15 protein-coding genes and 2 pseudogenes are annotated in these 15,948 nt (G+C 74.5%); 6 read left to right on the forward strand and 11 right to left on the reverse strand.

What is annotated here, in order from left to right; all coding sequences use genetic code 11:
* The 3 genes and pseudogenes from GA0070616_RS10430 to GA0070616_RS10440 form a co-directional block, all read right to left on the reverse strand.
* Positions 1 to 210: a DUF397 domain-containing protein gene (locus GA0070616_RS10430; RefSeq protein WP_091080097.1), complete on the reverse strand. Its 210-nt coding sequence runs from the start codon at positions 208 to 210 to the stop codon at positions 1 to 3.
* Positions 211 to 392: 182 nt separating this feature from the next.
* Positions 393 to 1,589 carry a fumarylacetoacetase gene (fahA, locus tag GA0070616_RS10435; protein ID WP_091080102.1) on the reverse strand — a complete coding sequence of 399 codons (1,197 nt, stop codon included), beginning with the start codon at positions 1,587 to 1,589 and terminating at the stop codon, positions 393 to 395.
* Positions 1,586 to 2,505: pseudogene (locus GA0070616_RS10440) on the reverse strand (hypothetical protein). Before GA0070616_RS10440 ends, fahA begins: the two are co-directional and overlap by 4 nt.
* Positions 2,506 to 2,589: 84 nt before the next feature.
* Here GA0070616_RS10440 and GA0070616_RS10445 point away from each other — a divergent pair.
* Positions 2,590 to 3,756: a homogentisate 1,2-dioxygenase gene (locus GA0070616_RS10445; RefSeq protein ID WP_091080106.1), complete on the forward strand. Its 1,167-nt coding sequence runs from the start codon at positions 2,590 to 2,592 to the stop codon at positions 3,754 to 3,756.
* Between the two features lie 46 nt (positions 3,757 to 3,802).
* On the opposite strand, the pseudogene GA0070616_RS10450 reads toward GA0070616_RS10445, so the two are convergent.
* The 4 genes and pseudogenes from GA0070616_RS10450 to GA0070616_RS10465 all read right to left on the reverse strand — a co-directional run bounded on the left by GA0070616_RS10450 (position 3,803) and on the right by GA0070616_RS10465 (position 6,581).
* Positions 3,803 to 4,833 (reverse strand): annotated as a pseudogene (locus tag GA0070616_RS10450) (tetratricopeptide repeat protein).
* Between the two features lie 10 nt (positions 4,834 to 4,843).
* Positions 4,844 to 5,326 carry a 2-C-methyl-D-erythritol 2,4-cyclodiphosphate synthase gene (gene ispF / locus GA0070616_RS10455; RefSeq protein WP_091080110.1) on the reverse strand — a complete coding sequence of 161 codons (483 nt, stop codon included), beginning with the start codon at positions 5,324 to 5,326 and terminating at the stop codon, positions 4,844 to 4,846.
* 17 nt (positions 5,327 to 5,343) lie between these two features.
* On the reverse strand, positions 5,344 to 6,039 hold the full coding sequence (gene ispD / locus GA0070616_RS10460; RefSeq protein ID WP_091080113.1) for a 2-C-methyl-D-erythritol 4-phosphate cytidylyltransferase: 696 nt from the start codon (positions 6,037 to 6,039) through the stop codon (positions 5,344 to 5,346).
* Between the two features lie 56 nt (positions 6,040 to 6,095).
* Entirely contained in the window at positions 6,096 to 6,581 is a 486-nt protein-coding gene (locus GA0070616_RS10465) for a CarD family transcriptional regulator (RefSeq protein WP_007073334.1), read from the reverse strand.
* Between the two features lie 326 nt (positions 6,582 to 6,907).
* Here GA0070616_RS10465 and GA0070616_RS10470 point away from each other — a divergent pair, with 326 nt between their 5' ends.
* Positions 6,908 to 7,600, forward strand: a complete 693-nt coding sequence (locus tag GA0070616_RS10470; protein ID WP_091090433.1) for a hypothetical protein — start codon at positions 6,908 to 6,910, stop codon at positions 7,598 to 7,600.
* Between the two features lie 15 nt (positions 7,601 to 7,615).
* Here GA0070616_RS10470 and GA0070616_RS10475 read toward each other — a convergent pair whose 3' ends face one another.
* Genes GA0070616_RS10475 through GA0070616_RS10490 form a run of 4 tightly spaced genes read right to left on the reverse strand, consistent with a single transcriptional unit; the run spans position 7,616 to position 11,395 of the window.
* Positions 7,616 to 8,323 carry a hypothetical protein gene (locus GA0070616_RS10475; RefSeq protein ID WP_091080116.1) on the reverse strand — a complete coding sequence of 236 codons (708 nt, stop codon included), beginning with the start codon at positions 8,321 to 8,323 and terminating at the stop codon, positions 7,616 to 7,618.
* 40 nt (positions 8,324 to 8,363) lie between these two features.
* Complete coding sequence (locus GA0070616_RS10480) at positions 8,364 to 9,413, reverse strand: type III polyketide synthase (protein ID WP_091080120.1); 1,050 nt, start codon at positions 9,411 to 9,413, stop codon at positions 8,364 to 8,366.
* A 34-nt stretch (positions 9,414 to 9,447) separates the two neighbouring features.
* Positions 9,448 to 10,614: an acyl-CoA dehydrogenase family protein gene (locus tag GA0070616_RS10485; RefSeq protein WP_091080124.1), complete on the reverse strand. Its 1,167-nt coding sequence runs from the start codon at positions 10,612 to 10,614 to the stop codon at positions 9,448 to 9,450.
* Between the two features lie 43 nt (positions 10,615 to 10,657).
* A complete protein-coding gene (locus GA0070616_RS10490; RefSeq protein ID WP_091080127.1) occupies positions 10,658 to 11,395 on the reverse strand; it encodes a methyltransferase domain-containing protein in 738 nt (245 codons plus the stop codon).
* Here GA0070616_RS10490 and GA0070616_RS10495 point away from each other — a divergent pair.
* The 4 genes from GA0070616_RS10495 (at position 11,394) to disA (ending at position 15,933) form a co-directional block, all read left to right on the forward strand.
* Positions 11,394 to 12,269: a UbiA family prenyltransferase gene (locus GA0070616_RS10495; protein ID WP_425412937.1), complete on the forward strand. Its 876-nt coding sequence runs from the start codon at positions 11,394 to 11,396 to the stop codon at positions 12,267 to 12,269. The genes GA0070616_RS10490 and GA0070616_RS10495 overlap by 2 nt on opposite strands.
* 141 nt (positions 12,270 to 12,410) lie before the next feature.
* Positions 12,411 to 13,118 (forward strand): RAD23 family protein, encoded by a 708-nt coding sequence (locus GA0070616_RS10500; protein WP_091090438.1) that lies wholly within the window; start codon positions 12,411 to 12,413, stop codon positions 13,116 to 13,118.
* A gap of 88 nt (positions 13,119 to 13,206) precedes the next feature.
* On the forward strand, positions 13,207 to 14,658 hold the full coding sequence (gene radA / locus GA0070616_RS10505; RefSeq protein WP_091080134.1) for a DNA repair protein RadA: 1,452 nt from the start codon (positions 13,207 to 13,209) through the stop codon (positions 14,656 to 14,658).
* Positions 14,659 to 14,754: 96 nt separating this feature from the next.
* Positions 14,755 to 15,933 (forward strand): DNA integrity scanning diadenylate cyclase DisA, encoded by a 1,179-nt coding sequence (gene disA, locus GA0070616_RS10510; RefSeq protein WP_091080137.1) that lies wholly within the window; start codon positions 14,755 to 14,757, stop codon positions 15,931 to 15,933.
* Positions 15,934 to 15,948 lie beyond the last annotated feature (15 nt).

Here is a 15,948-nt window from a genome sequence, read left to right on the forward strand (position 1 = left end):
TCAGCGGTCGAACCGCCCCGCCCGGATCGCATCGACGAACGCGGTCCAGCCGGGCGGGCTGACGGCCAGTACCGGGCCGGCCTGGTCCTTGGAGTCGCGTACGCCCACCACCCCGACGGACGCGGCGAGGTTGTCCGCCACCTCCACGCACAGACCCTGGTCGTTGGAGCGGCTGCTGGTACGCCACACGGCACCCACGAGATCGCTCATCGTTCGTCATCTCCCTCAGCTCGACGGGACGCCGGGCACCGGCCGGCCCGACCGGACGGACACCGGCCGACCCGGCGCGGCGTGGCGTCGGAATCCGGAGCGATCAACGAACGGAGTGACGGTTCCCGATCGCACAGCCGGTGCGACCGGGAAGCCGGGGCGGGAAACGGCCGGTTCGGGGATCAGCGGGCGGGCAGGATCGTCCCCGTCACCTCACCCAGGGCGACGGTGGTGCCGTCCGGGCCGGGTGCCGTGGCGGTGATCGTCACCGTGTCGCCGTCGGCGAGGAAGGTCCGTTCCGCGCCGCCGACCCGCACCGGCTCGGCGCCGCCCCAGGTGAGTTCGAGGAACGAGCCCACCTGGTCGCGTTCCGGGCCACTGACGGTGCCGGAGGCGTAGAGGTCACCGGTGCGCAGGGACGCGCCGTTGGCGGTGAGGTGCGCGAGCTGCTGTGCCGGCGTCCAGTACATGCCCGCGAACGGCGGCTCGCTGACCAGCTCACCGTTCCAGGTCACGGCCAGCCGCAGATCCAGGCCCAGGTGCGGGGTGTCGCGCAGGTAGTCGGCGACCGGCGGGTCCTGCGCGGGGGCCGGCACGAACGCGTGCGCCAACGCGTCCAGCGGGGTGACCCAGGCCGAGACGGAGGTGGCGAACGACTTGCCCAGGAACGGGCCGAGCGGCTGGTACTCCCAGGCCTGGATGTCGCGGGCCGACCAGTCGTTGACCAGCACCACGCCGAAGACGTGGTCGGCGAGGTCGGCGGCGGCCACCCGGCTGCCCAGCGGGCTCGGTACGCCGACGACGAAGCCCACCTCCGCCTCGATGTCGAGGCGTACGGAGGGGCCGTGGACCGGGCCGTCCGGGGTGGCGCGCTGCCCCTGCGGGCGTACCACCGGCGTGCCGGAGACCACCACCGTGCCGGCCCGGCCGTGGTAGCCGATCGGCAGGTGCCTCCAGTTCGGCAGCAGCGGCGGCTGGCCGGGCCGGAAGATCTGCCCGACGTTCGTCGCGTGGTGCTCGGAGGAGTAGAAGTCGACGTAGTCGGCCACCTCGAACGGCAGCGCCATCCGCACCTCGTCCAGCGGCACCAGCAACGGCTCCACGTCGGCCCGGTGGGTCGGGTCGGTGAGCAGTTCGGTGACGCGCTGCCGGACGGCCAGCCACTGCGGGCGGCCCAGGGACATGAACTGGTTCAGCGTGGGCCGGCCCAGCGTCCCGGCGGCGAGCACCAGGCCCGCCGCCTCCGCGCCGGCCAGGTCCAGCACGAGATCCCCCACGCGTACGCCCACCCGCGGTTCTGCGCCGTCGCGCCGGAACACCCCGTACGGCAGGTGGTGCACCCCGTACGGCGACCCCTGCGCACCCGTCACCCAGGTCATGCGTCGACTCCCCCGTTCACCAGCCCCAGCCGGATCAGATCGGTCAGTGGTTCCTCGATGCTGCACGAGCCGAAGCCGATCCACAGCGGACGCGCCGTGTCCCGCCGGGGCTGCGTCCACTCGACCAGTGGTCGCTCGTCCTGCATCGTGAGCAGATCGGCCACGGTCGCCAGGTCGGCGCCCTCGGCGGCGGCGAGTGCGGCGGCGAGCACGTTGCCGAAGCCGTGGTGCGTGAAGCCGGTCTCCGGGTCGAGGTGGCGCACCGCGTGGTGCAGCCCGGCGGTCAACTTGAAGGGCACCGCCCGGTCCCGGCAGGCGCAGATAACCGCGGCCAGCTCGGCGGGGTGGGGAAGAGTTCCGCGGCCAGCCCGCCGGTGCGGAACTTGGCCGCCACCGGGACTCCCTCGGCGCGGGCGGCGGCGAGCGCGTCCAGCGCCCCCATCAGCCCGAAGGTCAGCGGCAGCTCGGCATAGACAGTCGGGTTGGCGTCACGGTGCCGGTCGCCGTCACGGTGCCGGTCGGCGTGGGGCGGGCGGTCGGCGTGGTCCGGGTGGGCGTGCCGCCGGGCCAGCTCGACGAGCCGAGCGAGGCCGGGCAGCGGGTCCTCGCCCCGCTTGCCGACGGCCGCCTCCAGCTGCCGGACGTGGATGCGCCCGTCGCCCGGGTCGGGGTCGAGCCGATCCAGGGGGATGTCGCCGACGACGCCCACCTCGATGCGTTCCTCGGGGCCGAGCAGGTCGGCCAGCCGGGGCAGCGCGGTGGCGGGGACGAGCAGGGGGCCGACGAGGCCCGCGTACCAGGCGGTGCGGTGCCGCCGGTGGGCGACCACGGCGGCGGGCAGCGGCGCGCTGCCGGGCGGGAAGACGGCGGCGTCGTCGACCAGGCCGTCGACGAGCGCGGGCAGCTGCGTTGACACGAGACAAGAATCTACGGGACGCTACAAGGAGCGGACAACAGCGTCCGATTATCGGACGCGCCAGGCTGGTGACCGGGAGACGACATGCCGTACTACCGCAGCGTCGGCGAGGTGCCGCGCAAGCGCCACACCCAGTTCCGCAAGCCCGACGGCACCCTGTACACCGAGGAGCTGATGGGCCAGGAGGGGTTCTCCTCCGACTCGTCCCTGCTCTACCACCGGCACGCGCCGACCGCGATCGTGGCCGCCGAGGAGTTCACCCCGCCCCCGGTCACCCGCACCCCCAACCTGCCGCTCAAGCCCCGCCACCTGCGCACCCACCAGCTCGCCACCGGCGGGGCCGACCCGGTGCTCGGCCGGCGTCACCTGCTCGCCAACGACGACGTGCGCATCGCCTACGTGGTCGCCGACCGGCCCTCCCCGCTGTTCCGCGACGCCACCGGCGACCACTGCCTGTACGTCGAGGCGGGCACGCTGCGCGTCGAGTCGACCTTCGGCGTGCTGGACGCGGTGGCCGGCGACTACGTGATCATCCCCACGTCGACCATCCACCGCCTCGTCCCCACCGGCGAACAACCCGTCCGCCTGCTGGCCGTCGAGGCGGCCGGGCACATCGGCCCGCCGAAGCGCTACCTCTCGGTGCGTGGGCAGTTCCTGGAGCACTCGCCGTTCTGCGAGCGCGACGTCCGGGGACCGGACGCCCCGCTGCTGGTCGATGGCACCGACGTCGAGGTGCTGGTGAAGCACCGACGCGGGTGGACGAGGTACGTGTACGCCGACCACCCGTTCGACGTCGTCGGCTGGGACGGGCACATGTACCCGTGGGCGTTCTCGATCCACGACTTCGAGCCCATCACCGGCCGGATCCACCAGCCGCCGCCGGTGCACCAGACCTTCCAGGGCCCCAACTTCGTGATCTGCTCGTTCGTGCCGCGCAAGGTCGACTACCACCCCGACGCCATCCCGGTGCCCTACCACCACCACAACGTCGACTCCGACGAGATGCTCTTCTACACGGGCGGCAACTACGAGGCCCGGCGCGGCTCCGGCATCGAGCAGGGCTCGATCTCGCTGCACCCGTCCGGCTTTACGCACGGCCCGCAGCCGGGCGCGGCGGAGCGTTCCATCGGGGCGGACTTCTTCGACGAACTGGCCGTCATGGTCGACACGTTCCGCCCGCTCGACCTGTGCGACGCGGCCGGAGAGTGCGAGGACGACGGCTACGCCTGGACGTGGTCCCGCCGCCCCTGACCGCGCCGCCGCCCCTGACCAGGCTGCCGCGCCGACGTCGTCCCGGTCAGCGGGAATCGAGGGCGCGGGAGAAGACGGCCAGCTCGGCGACGGTGGCCGCCGCGATGGCCAGGACCAGCGGCCACGGCGTGCCGACCAGCGCGTAGAGCAGGATCAACGCGGGAGCGGCGGCCGTGGCGTAGACCGCCACCGCCAGGGTGCGGTCGGAGCGCAGCAGGCTCGGCAGGACGGTCCGGGCCAGGCCCGGCAGTTTCGCCGCGGACCGCCACACCACCAGGCCGCCGATGCCGGCCGCCAGCACCGCCACCACCCGGGAGGTCCCCCACCCGTGGCGGCGGCGCAGGCCACCACCACGGCGGCGATCAGCGACCAGCCCGCGCCGTACAACACGAGCTGGCGGATGCCGGCGGAGATGGTACGGCCCGAATCCACCCGCCCCGGGCTCATCGCCGCCGCCTCGGCCAGGTGTTCCAGCGCCTCGCTCCAGCGCCGCTGCTCCATCCGCAGCACGCCGATGTCGTGTCGCGCCTCGGCGAGCTGCGGGTCCAGCCGCAGCGCCTCCCGGTAGGCCCGCTCGGCCAGGTCGAACAGCTGCATGTTGGCGGCGACCAGTCCGAGGACCAGGTGCGCCTGTGGCTCCTCGGGGGCCAGTTCCACCCCGCGCCAGGCCGCGTTCAGCGCCGGCTGCCCGTTGCGGGAGCCGGCCAGGATCGCCGCCGCGCTGCGCTGGGCGTACGCGTCGTCGGGCCCGAGCGCCAGGATCTCGTCGGCCGTACGCGCGGCCTCGGCGTACCGCTCCAGGTCGCCGAGGGCCAGCCCTCGGGCCACCAGGGCGTACAACAGACCGGGGGCGGCGGCGCAGGCGGACTCGGCGGCGGTGAGCGCCTCCGTCGGGCGGCCGGCCGCCAGGTGCACCCGGGACAGCATGGTCAACGCGCCGGCGTCGGCCGGGTCGAGAGCGACCGCGTACCCGAGTTCCTCGGCGGCCTCGTCGTAGCGGCCGAGTTCGGCCAGGAGCTGGGCGCGTTGCAGGTAGCCCTCGGCGGAGGAGCGGTCGGAGTCGGCGTCGCTGGACATCGCGGCGAGCCTAGGCGGCCGGGGCGTCGTAGACCAGCGCCACCGCGATCCCGGTGAGCCCTTCGCCACGGCCGGGGAAGCCCAGTCCGTCGGTGGTGGCCGCGGAGACGGTGACCGGGGCGCCGACCGCCTCCGACAGCACTCGCTGCGCCTCCTCCCGGCGCGGGCCGATCTTCGGCCGGTTGCCGATCACCTGCACGGACACGTTGCCGATCGCGAACCCGGCCGCCCGCACCCGACGCGCGCTCTCCCGCAGCAGGGCCACCCCGCTCGCGCCGGCCCACTCCGGCTGACCCACCCCGAAGTTCGACCCGAGGTCACCCAGGCCGGCGGCGGAGAGCAGGGCGTTGCAGGCGGCGTGCGCGGCGACGTCGGCGTCGGAGTGGCCGGCCAGGCCGTCCTCGTCGGGCCAGTGCAGGCCCGCCACCCAGCACGGCCGGCCGGCCTCGAACGCGTGCACGTCGGTGCCGATGGCCACCCGAGGAACGATCATGGAATCGAGGGTACGCGTCAGGCGCCGGTCGCCAGCAGGTGCTCGGCCAGCGCCAGGTCGAACGGCCGGGTGATCTTCAGCGCGTGGTCGGAGCCGGGCACGCAGAAGACCGGCACGCCCTGCTTCTCGACCAGCCCCGCGTCGTCGGTCAGCGGATCACCGGCGGCGGCGTGCGCGGCGGCCAGCACGGCCCGACGGAAGCCCTGCGGGGTCTGCACGGCGCGCAGCGCGCAGCGGTCGACGGTGCCGAGGACCCGCTCAGCCGCGTCGACCTCCTTGATCGTGTCGACGACCGGCAGCACGGGGATCACCGCGTCGTGACCGGCGCGGACCGCCCCGGCGACGGACTCCACGAGCCCCGGCGGAGTCAGTGCACGGGCCGCGTCGTGCACCAGCACGATGTCGGGACCGGGCGGCACGACGGCCAGGGCGGCGGCCACGGACGCCTGGCGCTCCGCCCCGCCGGGCACCACGGTCACCGGGGCGACGGGAGCCAGCAGCTCGCGCACATCGTCGACGTCGGCCGCCGGAGCGGCCACCACGATCGTGTGCACCGAGGCCGCGGCAGCCAACCGCCGGACCGCGTGCACCAGCAGCGGCTCACCGCCGAGCAGGCGCAGGGCCTTGGGACGGCCGGGGCCGAGGCGTACGCCGGCACCGGCCGCAGGCACGAGGACCGCGACGTCACCGCGCGGATTGAGCTGCGCGGTCACGTCGCGGTCCTCGGTGGTTTCTTCGCCAGGAATCGGGTACGACGATGCTGTGCGGACTAGGCCTCGGTCAGCACCTTGTCGAGCAGCGTCTCCGCCTCGTCCTTGGTGCTCTTCTCCGCCAGCGCCACCTCGCCGACGAGGATGTCGCGGGCCTTGGCGAGCATGCGCTTCTCGCCCGCGGACAGGCCCCGCTCCCGCTCCCGGCGCCACAGGTCACGGACGACCTCGGCGACCTTCAGCGGGTTACCGGAGGCCAACTTCTCCAGATTCGCCTTGTAACGCCGCGACCAGTTGGTCGGCTCCTCGGTGTGCGGAGCCCGGAGAACGTCGAAGACCTTGCCCAGGCCCTCTTCGCCGACCACCTCGCGCACACCCACGATCTCGGCGTTCTCGGCGGGCACCCGGACCGTCAGGTCACCCTGCGCGACCCTCAGGACGAGGTACTGCTTGGGCTCGCCCTTGATCACCCGAGTCTCGATTGCCTCGATGAGTGCGGCCCCGTGGTGGGGGTAAACAACGGTCTCGCCGACACTGAAAACCATAGGTTCGAAACCCCTTTCGCTGTGTCTAGGGTAACACGCTCAGGCACCGATGTCTCACCGCTGTCCTGATCGTTGGCGCAGCTCAGGGGCCCTGTGAGAGGTATTTCTTCGGCTTGACAGGTCGCCAAACCAATGGTTCGAACACTCTCCGTAAGGAAGTTATGACACCCGGCACGGAGGGAAGAAACGTCGAGATCAAGGGCTATGCGCTCGTCCCATGGTAGCCCGCCCGTCGCGACCCCGCCGAGGTGTGGCGGGAGCAGGCCCGGTGCGGGACGCTGGAGGGCGACCGCTGTCGGCTCACCGAGACACTCCAGGGGGTCGGTATGGGCAAGGCGGACGCGGACGGCCCCGAGCTGCCCGACCTGCCCCCGGAATGGGGCCGGGTCGTCGTGCCGGACGATGCCGCCGCGCTGGCGGCGGAGGCCGCCCAGGTCCGCCGTGAGCTGCGCGGGGCGGCCCGCGGCCGCACCCGACGGCCCGCCCTCGCGTACCCCGCGCTCGTCATCGTGGTGGCACTGCTGACCACGATCGGCGGGCTGCTCGTCGCCACCTGGCCGCGCACCGGACGCTCCACGGGCCTGACCACCACGACCCCCGACCCGACACCCGCCGGGCTCGCCGGCCGGCCGCTGCCCGCCCTCGACCTGGTCGACGCCGGGCAGGCCCCGGTGCCCCTGCGCGGGCTGCTGCCCGCCGTCGTCCTCCTGGTCGACGGGTGCCCGTGCCCGGACCGGGTGGTCGAGGCCGCCGCCGCCGCACCGCCCGGCGTGACGGTGGTCACCGTCTCCGGTGGGCGCACCCCCACCGGCCCACCTCCGCCGGGGGTACGGGCGCTGGCCGACCCGGCCGGCGGGCTGCGGGCCTTCGTGAACCTGCCCGCCCGGCCGGACAGCGCGACCGTGCTGCTGGTGGACCGCGGTGGCCTGCTCGTGCGGGTCGTCCCGGCGGCGAGCACCGTCGAGGAGTACCGCGCCGACCTGACCCGCCTCGCCCCGGCCGCGACCCCGACCGGCTGACCGCCGGCGAACCGCTCAGGGCAGGGCGACCAGTTGGGCCTCGACCTCGACCCCGGCCGTCTCGGACGACAGACCCACCAGCACCCAGGTGCCGGCACCCACCACCTCCGCCCCCGTGACCCGCCCGTCACAGCTGACCCGGTGCTGCTCGCGAGCCGTACGCCCACCCTCGACCCGCACCGTCAGCCAGCCCCGCCCGGCGCAGCGGAACTCCAGCAGCAGCCGGTCGCCGTCCCGCGCCCGCACCTGCCGGGTGATCTCGTTGCGCGGCGTCAGCGGGGCCCGCTCCGTCCACAGGGTGTTCGGCAGCCGGGCCATGCCCAGCGTGCGCTCCAACGGGTCGGCCAGCAGGGCCTCACCCGTACGCGGATCCACCTGCCAGACCTCGCCGGAACGCGCCCCGGGCACCCCGGACCCGTCCGCCGCGTCCGGCTGCTCGTCACCGAACCCGGTGCGGGTCGTCTCGCCCGTCGCCGGATCGACCTCCCACACCTCCGAACGGTGCGGCCCGGCCGGCACCCCGCCGCCGGCCGGCCCACCGTCAGGTTCCACGGCGCTGCGCGGCACCGCCGGAACGAAGCGCAGCCCGGCGGTCGCGATGTCGACGGAGGACGCCGGGACCGGGGCGTTCGCCTGCCACCACGAGCCGCCGCCGGCCACCGCCAGCAGACCCGCCACGGTCAGCACGGCCCCCCGGGCCCGGCGGGCGACATCGACGTCCATATCTTCGAGCGTAGCCCGGAACTCGCACGTGGCCCCGGAGTCAGTCCTCGCGCTCCAGCAACGCCGCGTACAGGGTCAGGCCCGGACCGAAGGCCAGCATCACCACCTGCCGCGGCGGCACGTCGGCGCGCAGCAGCCGGTCCAGGATCAACAGCACCGTCGGCGACGAACAGTTGCCGTGCTCGTCGAGGGTGGCCCGCGAGGCGGCCAGCGCCGCCTCCGGCAGCCCCAGCTCCCGCTCCACCACGTTGAGGATGCGCGGGCCCCCCGGGTGCACCGCCCAGCCGTCCACCCCGGACAGGGCGTGGCCGTGCCGTGCCAGCAGCTCGTCGACCAGGGCGCGGACGTGCGTGGACAGCACCTGCGGCACCTTCGGCGACAACCCCATCCGGAAGCCCGTGTCGGTGACGTCCCACGTCATGTGGTCGGCCGTGGAGGTGTCCGTCACCGAGGTGACCTCGCGCACCGCGTACCCCCGGCCCCCCGGGACGAGCACGGCGGCGACCGCCGCGTCCGAGAAGAGCGCGTGGGAGATGATCTGCTGGGTGTCCACCCGCGCCGACGACGGCTGGATGTGCAGGCTGGTCAGCTCGGCGCAGAGCAGCAGCGCCGGACGCCCCCGGGCGGTCACGAAGTCGCCCGCCGCGCCCAGCCCCGGCAGCGCCGCGTAGCAGCCCATGTGGCCGACGAACATCCGCTGGGTGGCGGGCGCCATGCCCAGGTCACGGGCGAGCATGATGTCGAGCCCCGGGGTGGCGTACCCGGTGCAGGAGCACACCACGAACAACCCGACGTCCCCGGCGGAGAGCCCGGCGGCGGTCAACGCCCGCCCCACCGCCTCCTTGCCCAACGGCAGCGCCTCCACCTGGTAGCGGCGCATCCGCCGCTCGGTCGACCAGTCCGAGACGTCCTCCAGGAGCGGGTTCACCGCCGCCTGCCGCCGGCTCACCCCCGAGTTCGCGAAGATCCGCTCGGCGAGCGCTCTGGTGGTGCCGGAGAAGTGCCGGGAGAAGAAGCGGTCCCACAGCTCGCCCTGCGCGGCGGACGGCGGATGCGCCGTACCCAGACCCGCGATCACCGGTACGGACACGGCCCCACCTCTCCCTCTCGCCTACGTCCCACCGTCACCAACGAGGGGCCGTCCCGTCCCGGTCCGGGTCGCCGCCCAGAGCGGCCACCCCCAGCCAGTCGGCGCACACGTCGGACGTCGCCGGATGCAGTGAGCCGCACCGGGCGTCCCGGTAGAGCCGCTCCAGCGGGTGGCCCCGCCGGGTCGCCGACGTGCCCGCCGCCTCCAGCACCGACGCGGCCACCTCGGCGGCGGTCGTGCCGGCCAGCAGCTTGGCCCGCCACACCCAACGGTTGGTCTCCGCGTCGCCGGGGGCCTCGTCCACCCGGCGGGCCGCCTCCGCCACCGTCAGGTGCGCCGCCGCCACCGCCGCGTCGGCACGCCCCAGCCGGGCCCGCACCGCCGGCAGGCCGGCCAGGTTCCGGGTGTTGGCGTGCTCGGCCGCCGCGTCGACGGCCGCCCGCGCCACCCCGACGTAGACGGCCGCGTAACTGGCCACCAGCCAGTGCGGCATGAGCTGGGCGACCACCAGGGCCAGCCCCTCCACGCCGCCGAGCAGCCGGTCCGCCGGGACGGTGACGTCCAGGTGCAGGTCGTGCGAGGAGGTGGCCCGCATGCCCAGCGAGTCCCAGGTCGGCTCGACGGTCAGGCCGTCGCCCGCCGGCACCAGGAACTGGGAGACCAGCGACGGGTCGGCGGCGCTGCGTGCGGCGACCAGGTAGCCGTCGGCGTGCCCCGCGCCGGAACAGAACGTCTTGCTGCCCTTGACCCGCCAGCCCCCCTCCACCGGCTCGTAGACGGTGCTCAGCTGGGAGAGTCGGGCCCCCGCGCCGCGCTCGCTCATCGCCACCGCGTACCAGGATCCCTCGGCCGCCGCCCGCAGCAGCCGGTCGCGGGCGGCCAGCGCCTCGTCCGGTACGCCCAGAGCCTCGGCCAGTTCCTCGGTGACCGCGCCGAGGGCGCCGGTGACCGAGGCGTGCATGTTGAACACCAGCGCGGTCGCCCCGTTGCCCCGGGCCAGCTCGGTCGCCACCGCCGCGTACTCGGCGAACGTGGCACCCGCCCCGCCCAGTTCCCGGGGGACCATCAGCCCGAACAGGCCGGCCTCCCGCAGGTCGCGGAAGTCCTCGACCGGGAACGCGCCGTCGCGGTCGTACTGTCCGGCCCGGGCGGCCAGCCGCGGCGTCAGCCGGCGGGCCGCCTCCAGCGCGTGCACCGTCATGGAACCCCCTTCTCACCCAACCCTGTACCCCCGCGTCGGCCCGCTACCCGCCGCGGACCCCACGACCCTGGTAGAGCACCGCCGTCGACCACGTGGGCACCATGCGCGGCACCCGCCGGGCCGGTCGTGCGCCGCCACGTGCCCGCCGGACCAGCCAGCCCACCAACCCGCGGATCTCGGGCCGTACGCCGCGCACCCGCAGCGTCACCCCGTGCCGGGCGCACTCGGCGACCAGCTCACGGTCGTCCACGAACAACCGTGGATCGTGGATGCCACGCGGCACCGTCGGCAGCCGCTCGCCGACCTCCACCGCGACCAGCCGGGCCAGCAGGGTGTCGTTGAGGGTGTCCAGCACCAGCAGGCCGCCGGGACGCAGCAGGCGGCAGGCCTCGGCCACCGCGCTGCGCCAGTCCGGTACGTGCTCCAGGATCTCCCCGGCGGAGACCACGTCGGCGCAGCCGTCGGCCAGCGGCACCGCCGTGGCGTCGCCGTTGACCACCGTCACCCCGTGCGCGGCGGCCTGGGTCAGGGCCGAGCGGGTGAGGTCGACCCCCACGTGGGTGTAGCCCCTGCCGGACAGGTGCGGGGCGAGCAGACCGGCACCGCAGCCGAGGTCGACCAGCACCGCCCCGGGCCGGGTGGCCGGGGGGACCAGCGCCGCCCGCGCCGCCGCCAGCCAGTGCAGCATCGCGAACGCTCCGTCGGGACGCCACCACTCGCCGGCCAGGTCGTCGTACTGGCGCGGATCGTTGCGGGGCAGCGTACGACCTGCGATCGGCATGCCCCCGAGCGTGGCACGACTCCCCGGTAACGACCAGACTTCCGTTATGTCGTCGAGGGTGTTAGGGCTGGTCAGAGCAAGTCATCCGGAACCCGCCGCCGCGGTCACCACAGTGGCCGGACTCCTGGCCGTCGGGGTCGGACACTCCCCGCGGGGGGTCGTCACCGTGGTGGTGACGGTGGCGGCCAGTCAGCTGGCGGTGGGCTGGAGCAACGACGCCCTCGACGCGGGGCGGGACGCGACGGTGGGGCGTACCGACAAGCCGGTCGCGGCGGGTGTGGTCGGCCGCCGCGTCACGGCCCTGGCCGCGCTGGTGGCCGCGGTCACCACCGGCGCGGTCGCCCTCACCACGAACCCGGTGGCGGCGTCGTGGGCCATGGTCGGCCTCGTCTCGGCGCTGCTCTACAACTGGCCGCTGAAGTCCAGTCCCGTGTCGGTGCTGCCGTACGCGGTCTCGTTCGGCGCGCTGCCCGCCTTCGTGGTGCTCGCGCTGCCCGACGCCCCCGCGCCGCCGGCCTGGCTGGTGGCCGCCGCGGCGTGCCTGGGGGCCGGGGCGCACTTCGCCAACGTGCTGCCCGACCTGGCCGACGACGCCCGCACCGGGGTCCGTGGGCTGCCGCACCGGCTCGGCCCGGTGGGCAGCCGCGCCGCCGCCGCCGGGCTGCTGCTGGCCGCCACCGCCACGCTGGTCCTGGGGCCGCCGGGGCCACCGTCGGGCGTCGGCCTCGCCGCCGTCGCGGTCGCCGTCGTGGTGCCGCCCCTGAGCTGGTACGCCGGCCGTGCCGCCACCCGCCCCGTGGCCGCCTTCCGGGCGGTCATGCTGGTGGCGCTGATCGATGTCGTCCTGCTGGTGACGGCCGGCCGGGTGGGCTGAGCGTCACCGTGGCAGGTGGCTTCGCCGGGTCCGCGTGCGGGCCCCGATCAGGCCCCACTACCCTGGAGCGCGGTCTGCGCGGGCATGGCCATCGTGCCCGGCGGCGTACGACCGGGTGTGATCGTGACGAGGAGGACCGACGTGACGGGCTCGATCAGGGGGCGGGCGGCCCTGCTGCTGTCCGGGATGGCGGCGGCCGGTCTGCTGCTGTCCGGGTGCGGCGCGGGTCAGATCTCCGAGACCGCCCTCAAGGAGCCGTCCATCCAGGGCGTCAACCTTGAGGCCGAAGACGGCGAGTACGCCATCCGTGGCCTGCTGGTCGCGTTCCCCGGCATCGACGGCTACGAGGCCGGCGACAACGCCGTGCTCAACGCGGTGATCTACAACGACTCCCGGGATCCGGTCACGGTGACCATCACCACCGAGGACGCCCGCGACGTCGTGATCGTCGACACCGACACGGCCACCGCCAATCCGTCCGTCGTGCCGTCGCCCACCCCCACGGAGAGCGGGGCACCGTCGCCCACCCCGACGGAGCCGGGGGCGACCAGCCCCACGGCGACGCCGAGCCCGTCCGGGTCGCCCGCGGCCCCGGCCGGTCAGCCCGCCCGGATCGAGATCCCGCCGTTGAGCTTCGTCCAGCTCAACACCGAGGGCGAGCAGGTGCTCGGGCTCATCGGCCTGCGGGAGAGCCTGCGCTCCGGCCAGAACGTCATGATGACGTTCGACTTCGGCAACGGCGTCGTCATCACCGGCCCCGCCCCGGTCGCCGTGCCGCTGACCGCCCCGCCCGCACCGCCGCCGGTGATCGAGCGGCACACGGAGTTCGAGGGCGAGGACGGGCACTGAGCGCCACCCCCTGATCGTCCGACGCCGTCGGCGTGGTGAAGGCCACGTCGGCGGCGTCTTCGTCGTACCGGCGGGTTAGCGTCCGGGGGTGAGCACCTCCCGAGCGACCCCCGCGCGGGGCGCGGCCGGCGGGCGCGGCCGGGCCGCCGCCCGCGAGCCCCGTCCCGCCTACGAGTGCGACGCCTGCGGCCACCAGCCCCCCAAGTGGGTCGGCCGCTGCCCGGAGTGCGGCGAGTGGGGTTCGGTGGTCGAGTGCACCGTCACCGGCCCGACGGTGTCCGGCCGCGTGGTCAGCTCCCGGGTGCCCGCCGAGCCGGCCCGGCCGATCGCCACCATCAGCGCCGCGCCGGCCCGCGCCCGGCCGACCGGGGTCAGCGAACTCGACCGCGTGCTCGGCGGCGGTCTCGTGCCCGGCGCGGTGGTGCTGCTCGCCGGCGAGCCCGGGGTCGGCAAGTCCACCCTGCTGCTCGACGTGGCGCAGCAGTGGGCCGCCGGGGCGGGCAGCCCGTCGTTGGTGGTCAGCGGTGAGGAGTCGGTCAGCCAGGTGCGGCTGCGCGCCGAGCGGATGGGCACGCTGCACGACCAGCTCTACCTGGCCGCCGAGAGCGACCTGGCGGCCGTGCTGGGTCACCTCGACGCGGTCAAGCCCGGTCTGCTGGTGCTCGACTCGGTGCAGACCATCTCCACCACCGGCACGGAGGGCGTGCCCGGCGGGGTCACCCAGGTCCGCGCGGTCACCGCCGCGCTGGTCGCGGTCGCGAAGGAACGCGGCATCGCCACCGTGCTGGTCGGCCACGTCACCAAGGACGGCCAGGTCGCCGGTCCACGCGTGCTGGAGCACCTGGTCGACGTGGTGCTGCACTTCGAGGGCGACAAGCACTCCTCCCTGCGGATGGTGCGCGGGGTCAAGAACCGGTTCGGCGCGGCCGACGAGGTGGGCTGCTTCGAGATGCACGAGGGCGGCATCAGCAGCCTCGCCGACCCGTCCGGGCTGTTCCTCACCCGCTACTCCGAGCCGGTCCCCGGCACCTGCGTGACGGTGGCGATGGAGGGGCGTCGGGCGCTGGTGACCGAGGTGCAGGCGCTGATCGGAGCGACGGTGGCCGGGTCTCCCCGGCGCACGGTCTCCGGGCTCGACTCGGCCCGGCTGGCGATGGTCCTGGCCGTGCTGCAACGTCGCACCGAGCGGCTGACCCTGCACGACCGGGAGGTCTTCGCCGCCACCGTGGGCGGCATCCGGGTGGTCGAGCCGGCCGCCGACCTCGCCGTGGCCCTCGCGGTGGCGTCGGGCGGCCTCAACCTGGCCATCGCCCCACACCTCGTCGCGATCGGCGAGGTCGGGCTGACCGGTGAACTCCGGCGGGTGGGCGCGGTGCCCCGGCGGCTGGCGGAGGCGGCCCGGCTGGGCTTCCGGCTGGCCCTGGTGCCACCCGGTTGCGGCCCGGAGAGCACCGGCGCCGGCCCCGAGCAGATGCGCGTGATCGAGGTCACCGACGTGCGGGCGGCGTTGCAGGCGGCGGCCCGCGCCTCGGCGGAGTGACCGCGGTGACGACACACCCAGGTCAGGCCGGGACATCGTGACACATCACAGTAACCACGACAGCACCCACCGCAGGGCAGTCCGTAGACTGTGCCAGTGCCGATTGACCGCGACACCACCAAGCCTGCCGGCGCGACGCCCCACGCCCGCACCGGTGCTGTGGGCTCGCCGGCCCGTCCGATCAACGTGAGCGTGACCGGGGGCGGCGGCGCCGGCGACCCGCTGCGCGCGAACCTGGCCCTCATGGCGCCGGGCACGGCGCTGCGCGACGGGCTGGAACGCATCCTGCGCGGCCGGACGGGTGCCCTGATCGTGCTCGGCTACGACAAGGTGGTCGAAGGGCTGTGCACCGGCGGCTTCCCGCTGGACGTCGAGTTCTCCGCCACCCGCGTCCGCGAGCTGTGCAAGATGGACGGCGCGGTGGTGCTCTCCAGCGACGGCACCCGGATCGTCCGGGCCGCCGTGCACCTGATGCCCGACCCGACGATCCCCACCGAAGAGTCCGGCACCCGTCACCGGACCGCCGAACGGGTCGCCCGCCAGACCGGCTACCCCGTCATCTCGGTCAGCCAGTCGATGCGGATCATCAGTCTCTACGTCAACGGCCAGCGACACGTGCTGGACGACTCCGCAGCCATCCTGTCCCGCGCCAATCAGGCGCTGGCCACCCTGGAACGCTACAAGCTGCGGCTCGACGAGGTCTCCGGCACGCTGTCGGCGCTGGAGATCGAAGATCTGGTCACCGTCCGTGACGCGGTGGCGGTCGTGCAGCGGCTGGAGATGGTCCGCCGGATCGCCGACGAGATCGCCGGGTACGTGGTCGAGCTGGGCACCGACGGCCGGCTGCTCGCGTTGCAGCTCGACGAGCTGATGGCCGGCGTGGACGCCGACCGCACCCTGGTCATCCGCGACTACCTGCCCACCGGCCGGAAGCCCCGCACGCTGGACGAGGCGCTGGTCGAGCTGGATCTGCTCTCCGCCACCGAGCTGATCGACCTGGTCGCGGTGGCCAAGGCGATCGGCTACCCGGCCGCCTCCGACGCCCTGGACGCGGCGGTCAGCCCGCGCGGGTTCCGCCTTCTGGCCAAGGTGCCCCGACTGCCGGTGACGGTGGTGGACCGCCTCGTCGTGCACTTCGGCAGCCTCCAGCGGCTGCTCGGCGCGACCGTGGAGGATCTCCAGGCCGTCGACGGCGTCGGCGACGCCCGCGCCCGGGGCGTCCGCGAGGGCCTGTCGCGGCTCGCCGAGGCGTCCATCCTGGAGCGGTACGTCTGACCGGCGGCCCGCCCG

Source organism: Micromonospora nigra (assembly GCF_900091585.1).
Taxonomy (GTDB): Bacteria; Actinomycetota; Actinomycetes; order Mycobacteriales; family Micromonosporaceae; genus Micromonospora; species Micromonospora nigra.

Coding starts and splice junctions, on each gene's coding strand:
- GA0070616_RS10430 (WP_091080097.1), bottom strand. CDS start 210: ATGAGCGATCTCGTGGGTGCCGTGTGGCGTACCAGCAGCCGCTCCAAC.
- fahA (WP_091080102.1), bottom strand. CDS start 1,589: ATGACCTGGGTGACGGGTGCGCAGGGGTCGCCGTACGGGGTGCACCAC.
- GA0070616_RS10445 (WP_091080106.1), top strand. CDS start 2,590: ATGCCGTACTACCGCAGCGTCGGCGAGGTGCCGCGCAAGCGCCACACC.
- ispF (WP_091080110.1), bottom strand. CDS start 5,326: ATGATCGTTCCTCGGGTGGCCATCGGCACCGACGTGCACGCGTTCGAG.
- GA0070616_RS10465 (WP_007073334.1), bottom strand. CDS start 6,581: ATGGTTTTCAGTGTCGGCGAGACCGTTGTTTACCCCCACCACGGGGCC.
- GA0070616_RS10470 (WP_091090433.1), top strand. CDS start 6,908: ATGGGCAAGGCGGACGCGGACGGCCCCGAGCTGCCCGACCTGCCCCCG.
- GA0070616_RS10475 (WP_091080116.1), bottom strand. CDS start 8,323: ATGGACGTCGATGTCGCCCGCCGGGCCCGGGGGGCCGTGCTGACCGTG.
- GA0070616_RS10485 (WP_091080124.1), bottom strand. CDS start 10,614: ATGACGGTGCACGCGCTGGAGGCGGCCCGCCGGCTGACGCCGCGGCTG.
- GA0070616_RS10495 (WP_425412937.1), top strand. CDS start 11,394: ATGCCCCCGAGCGTGGCACGACTCCCCGGTAACGACCAGACTTCCGTT.
- GA0070616_RS10490 (WP_091080127.1), bottom strand. CDS start 11,395: ATGCCGATCGCAGGTCGTACGCTGCCCCGCAACGATCCGCGCCAGTAC.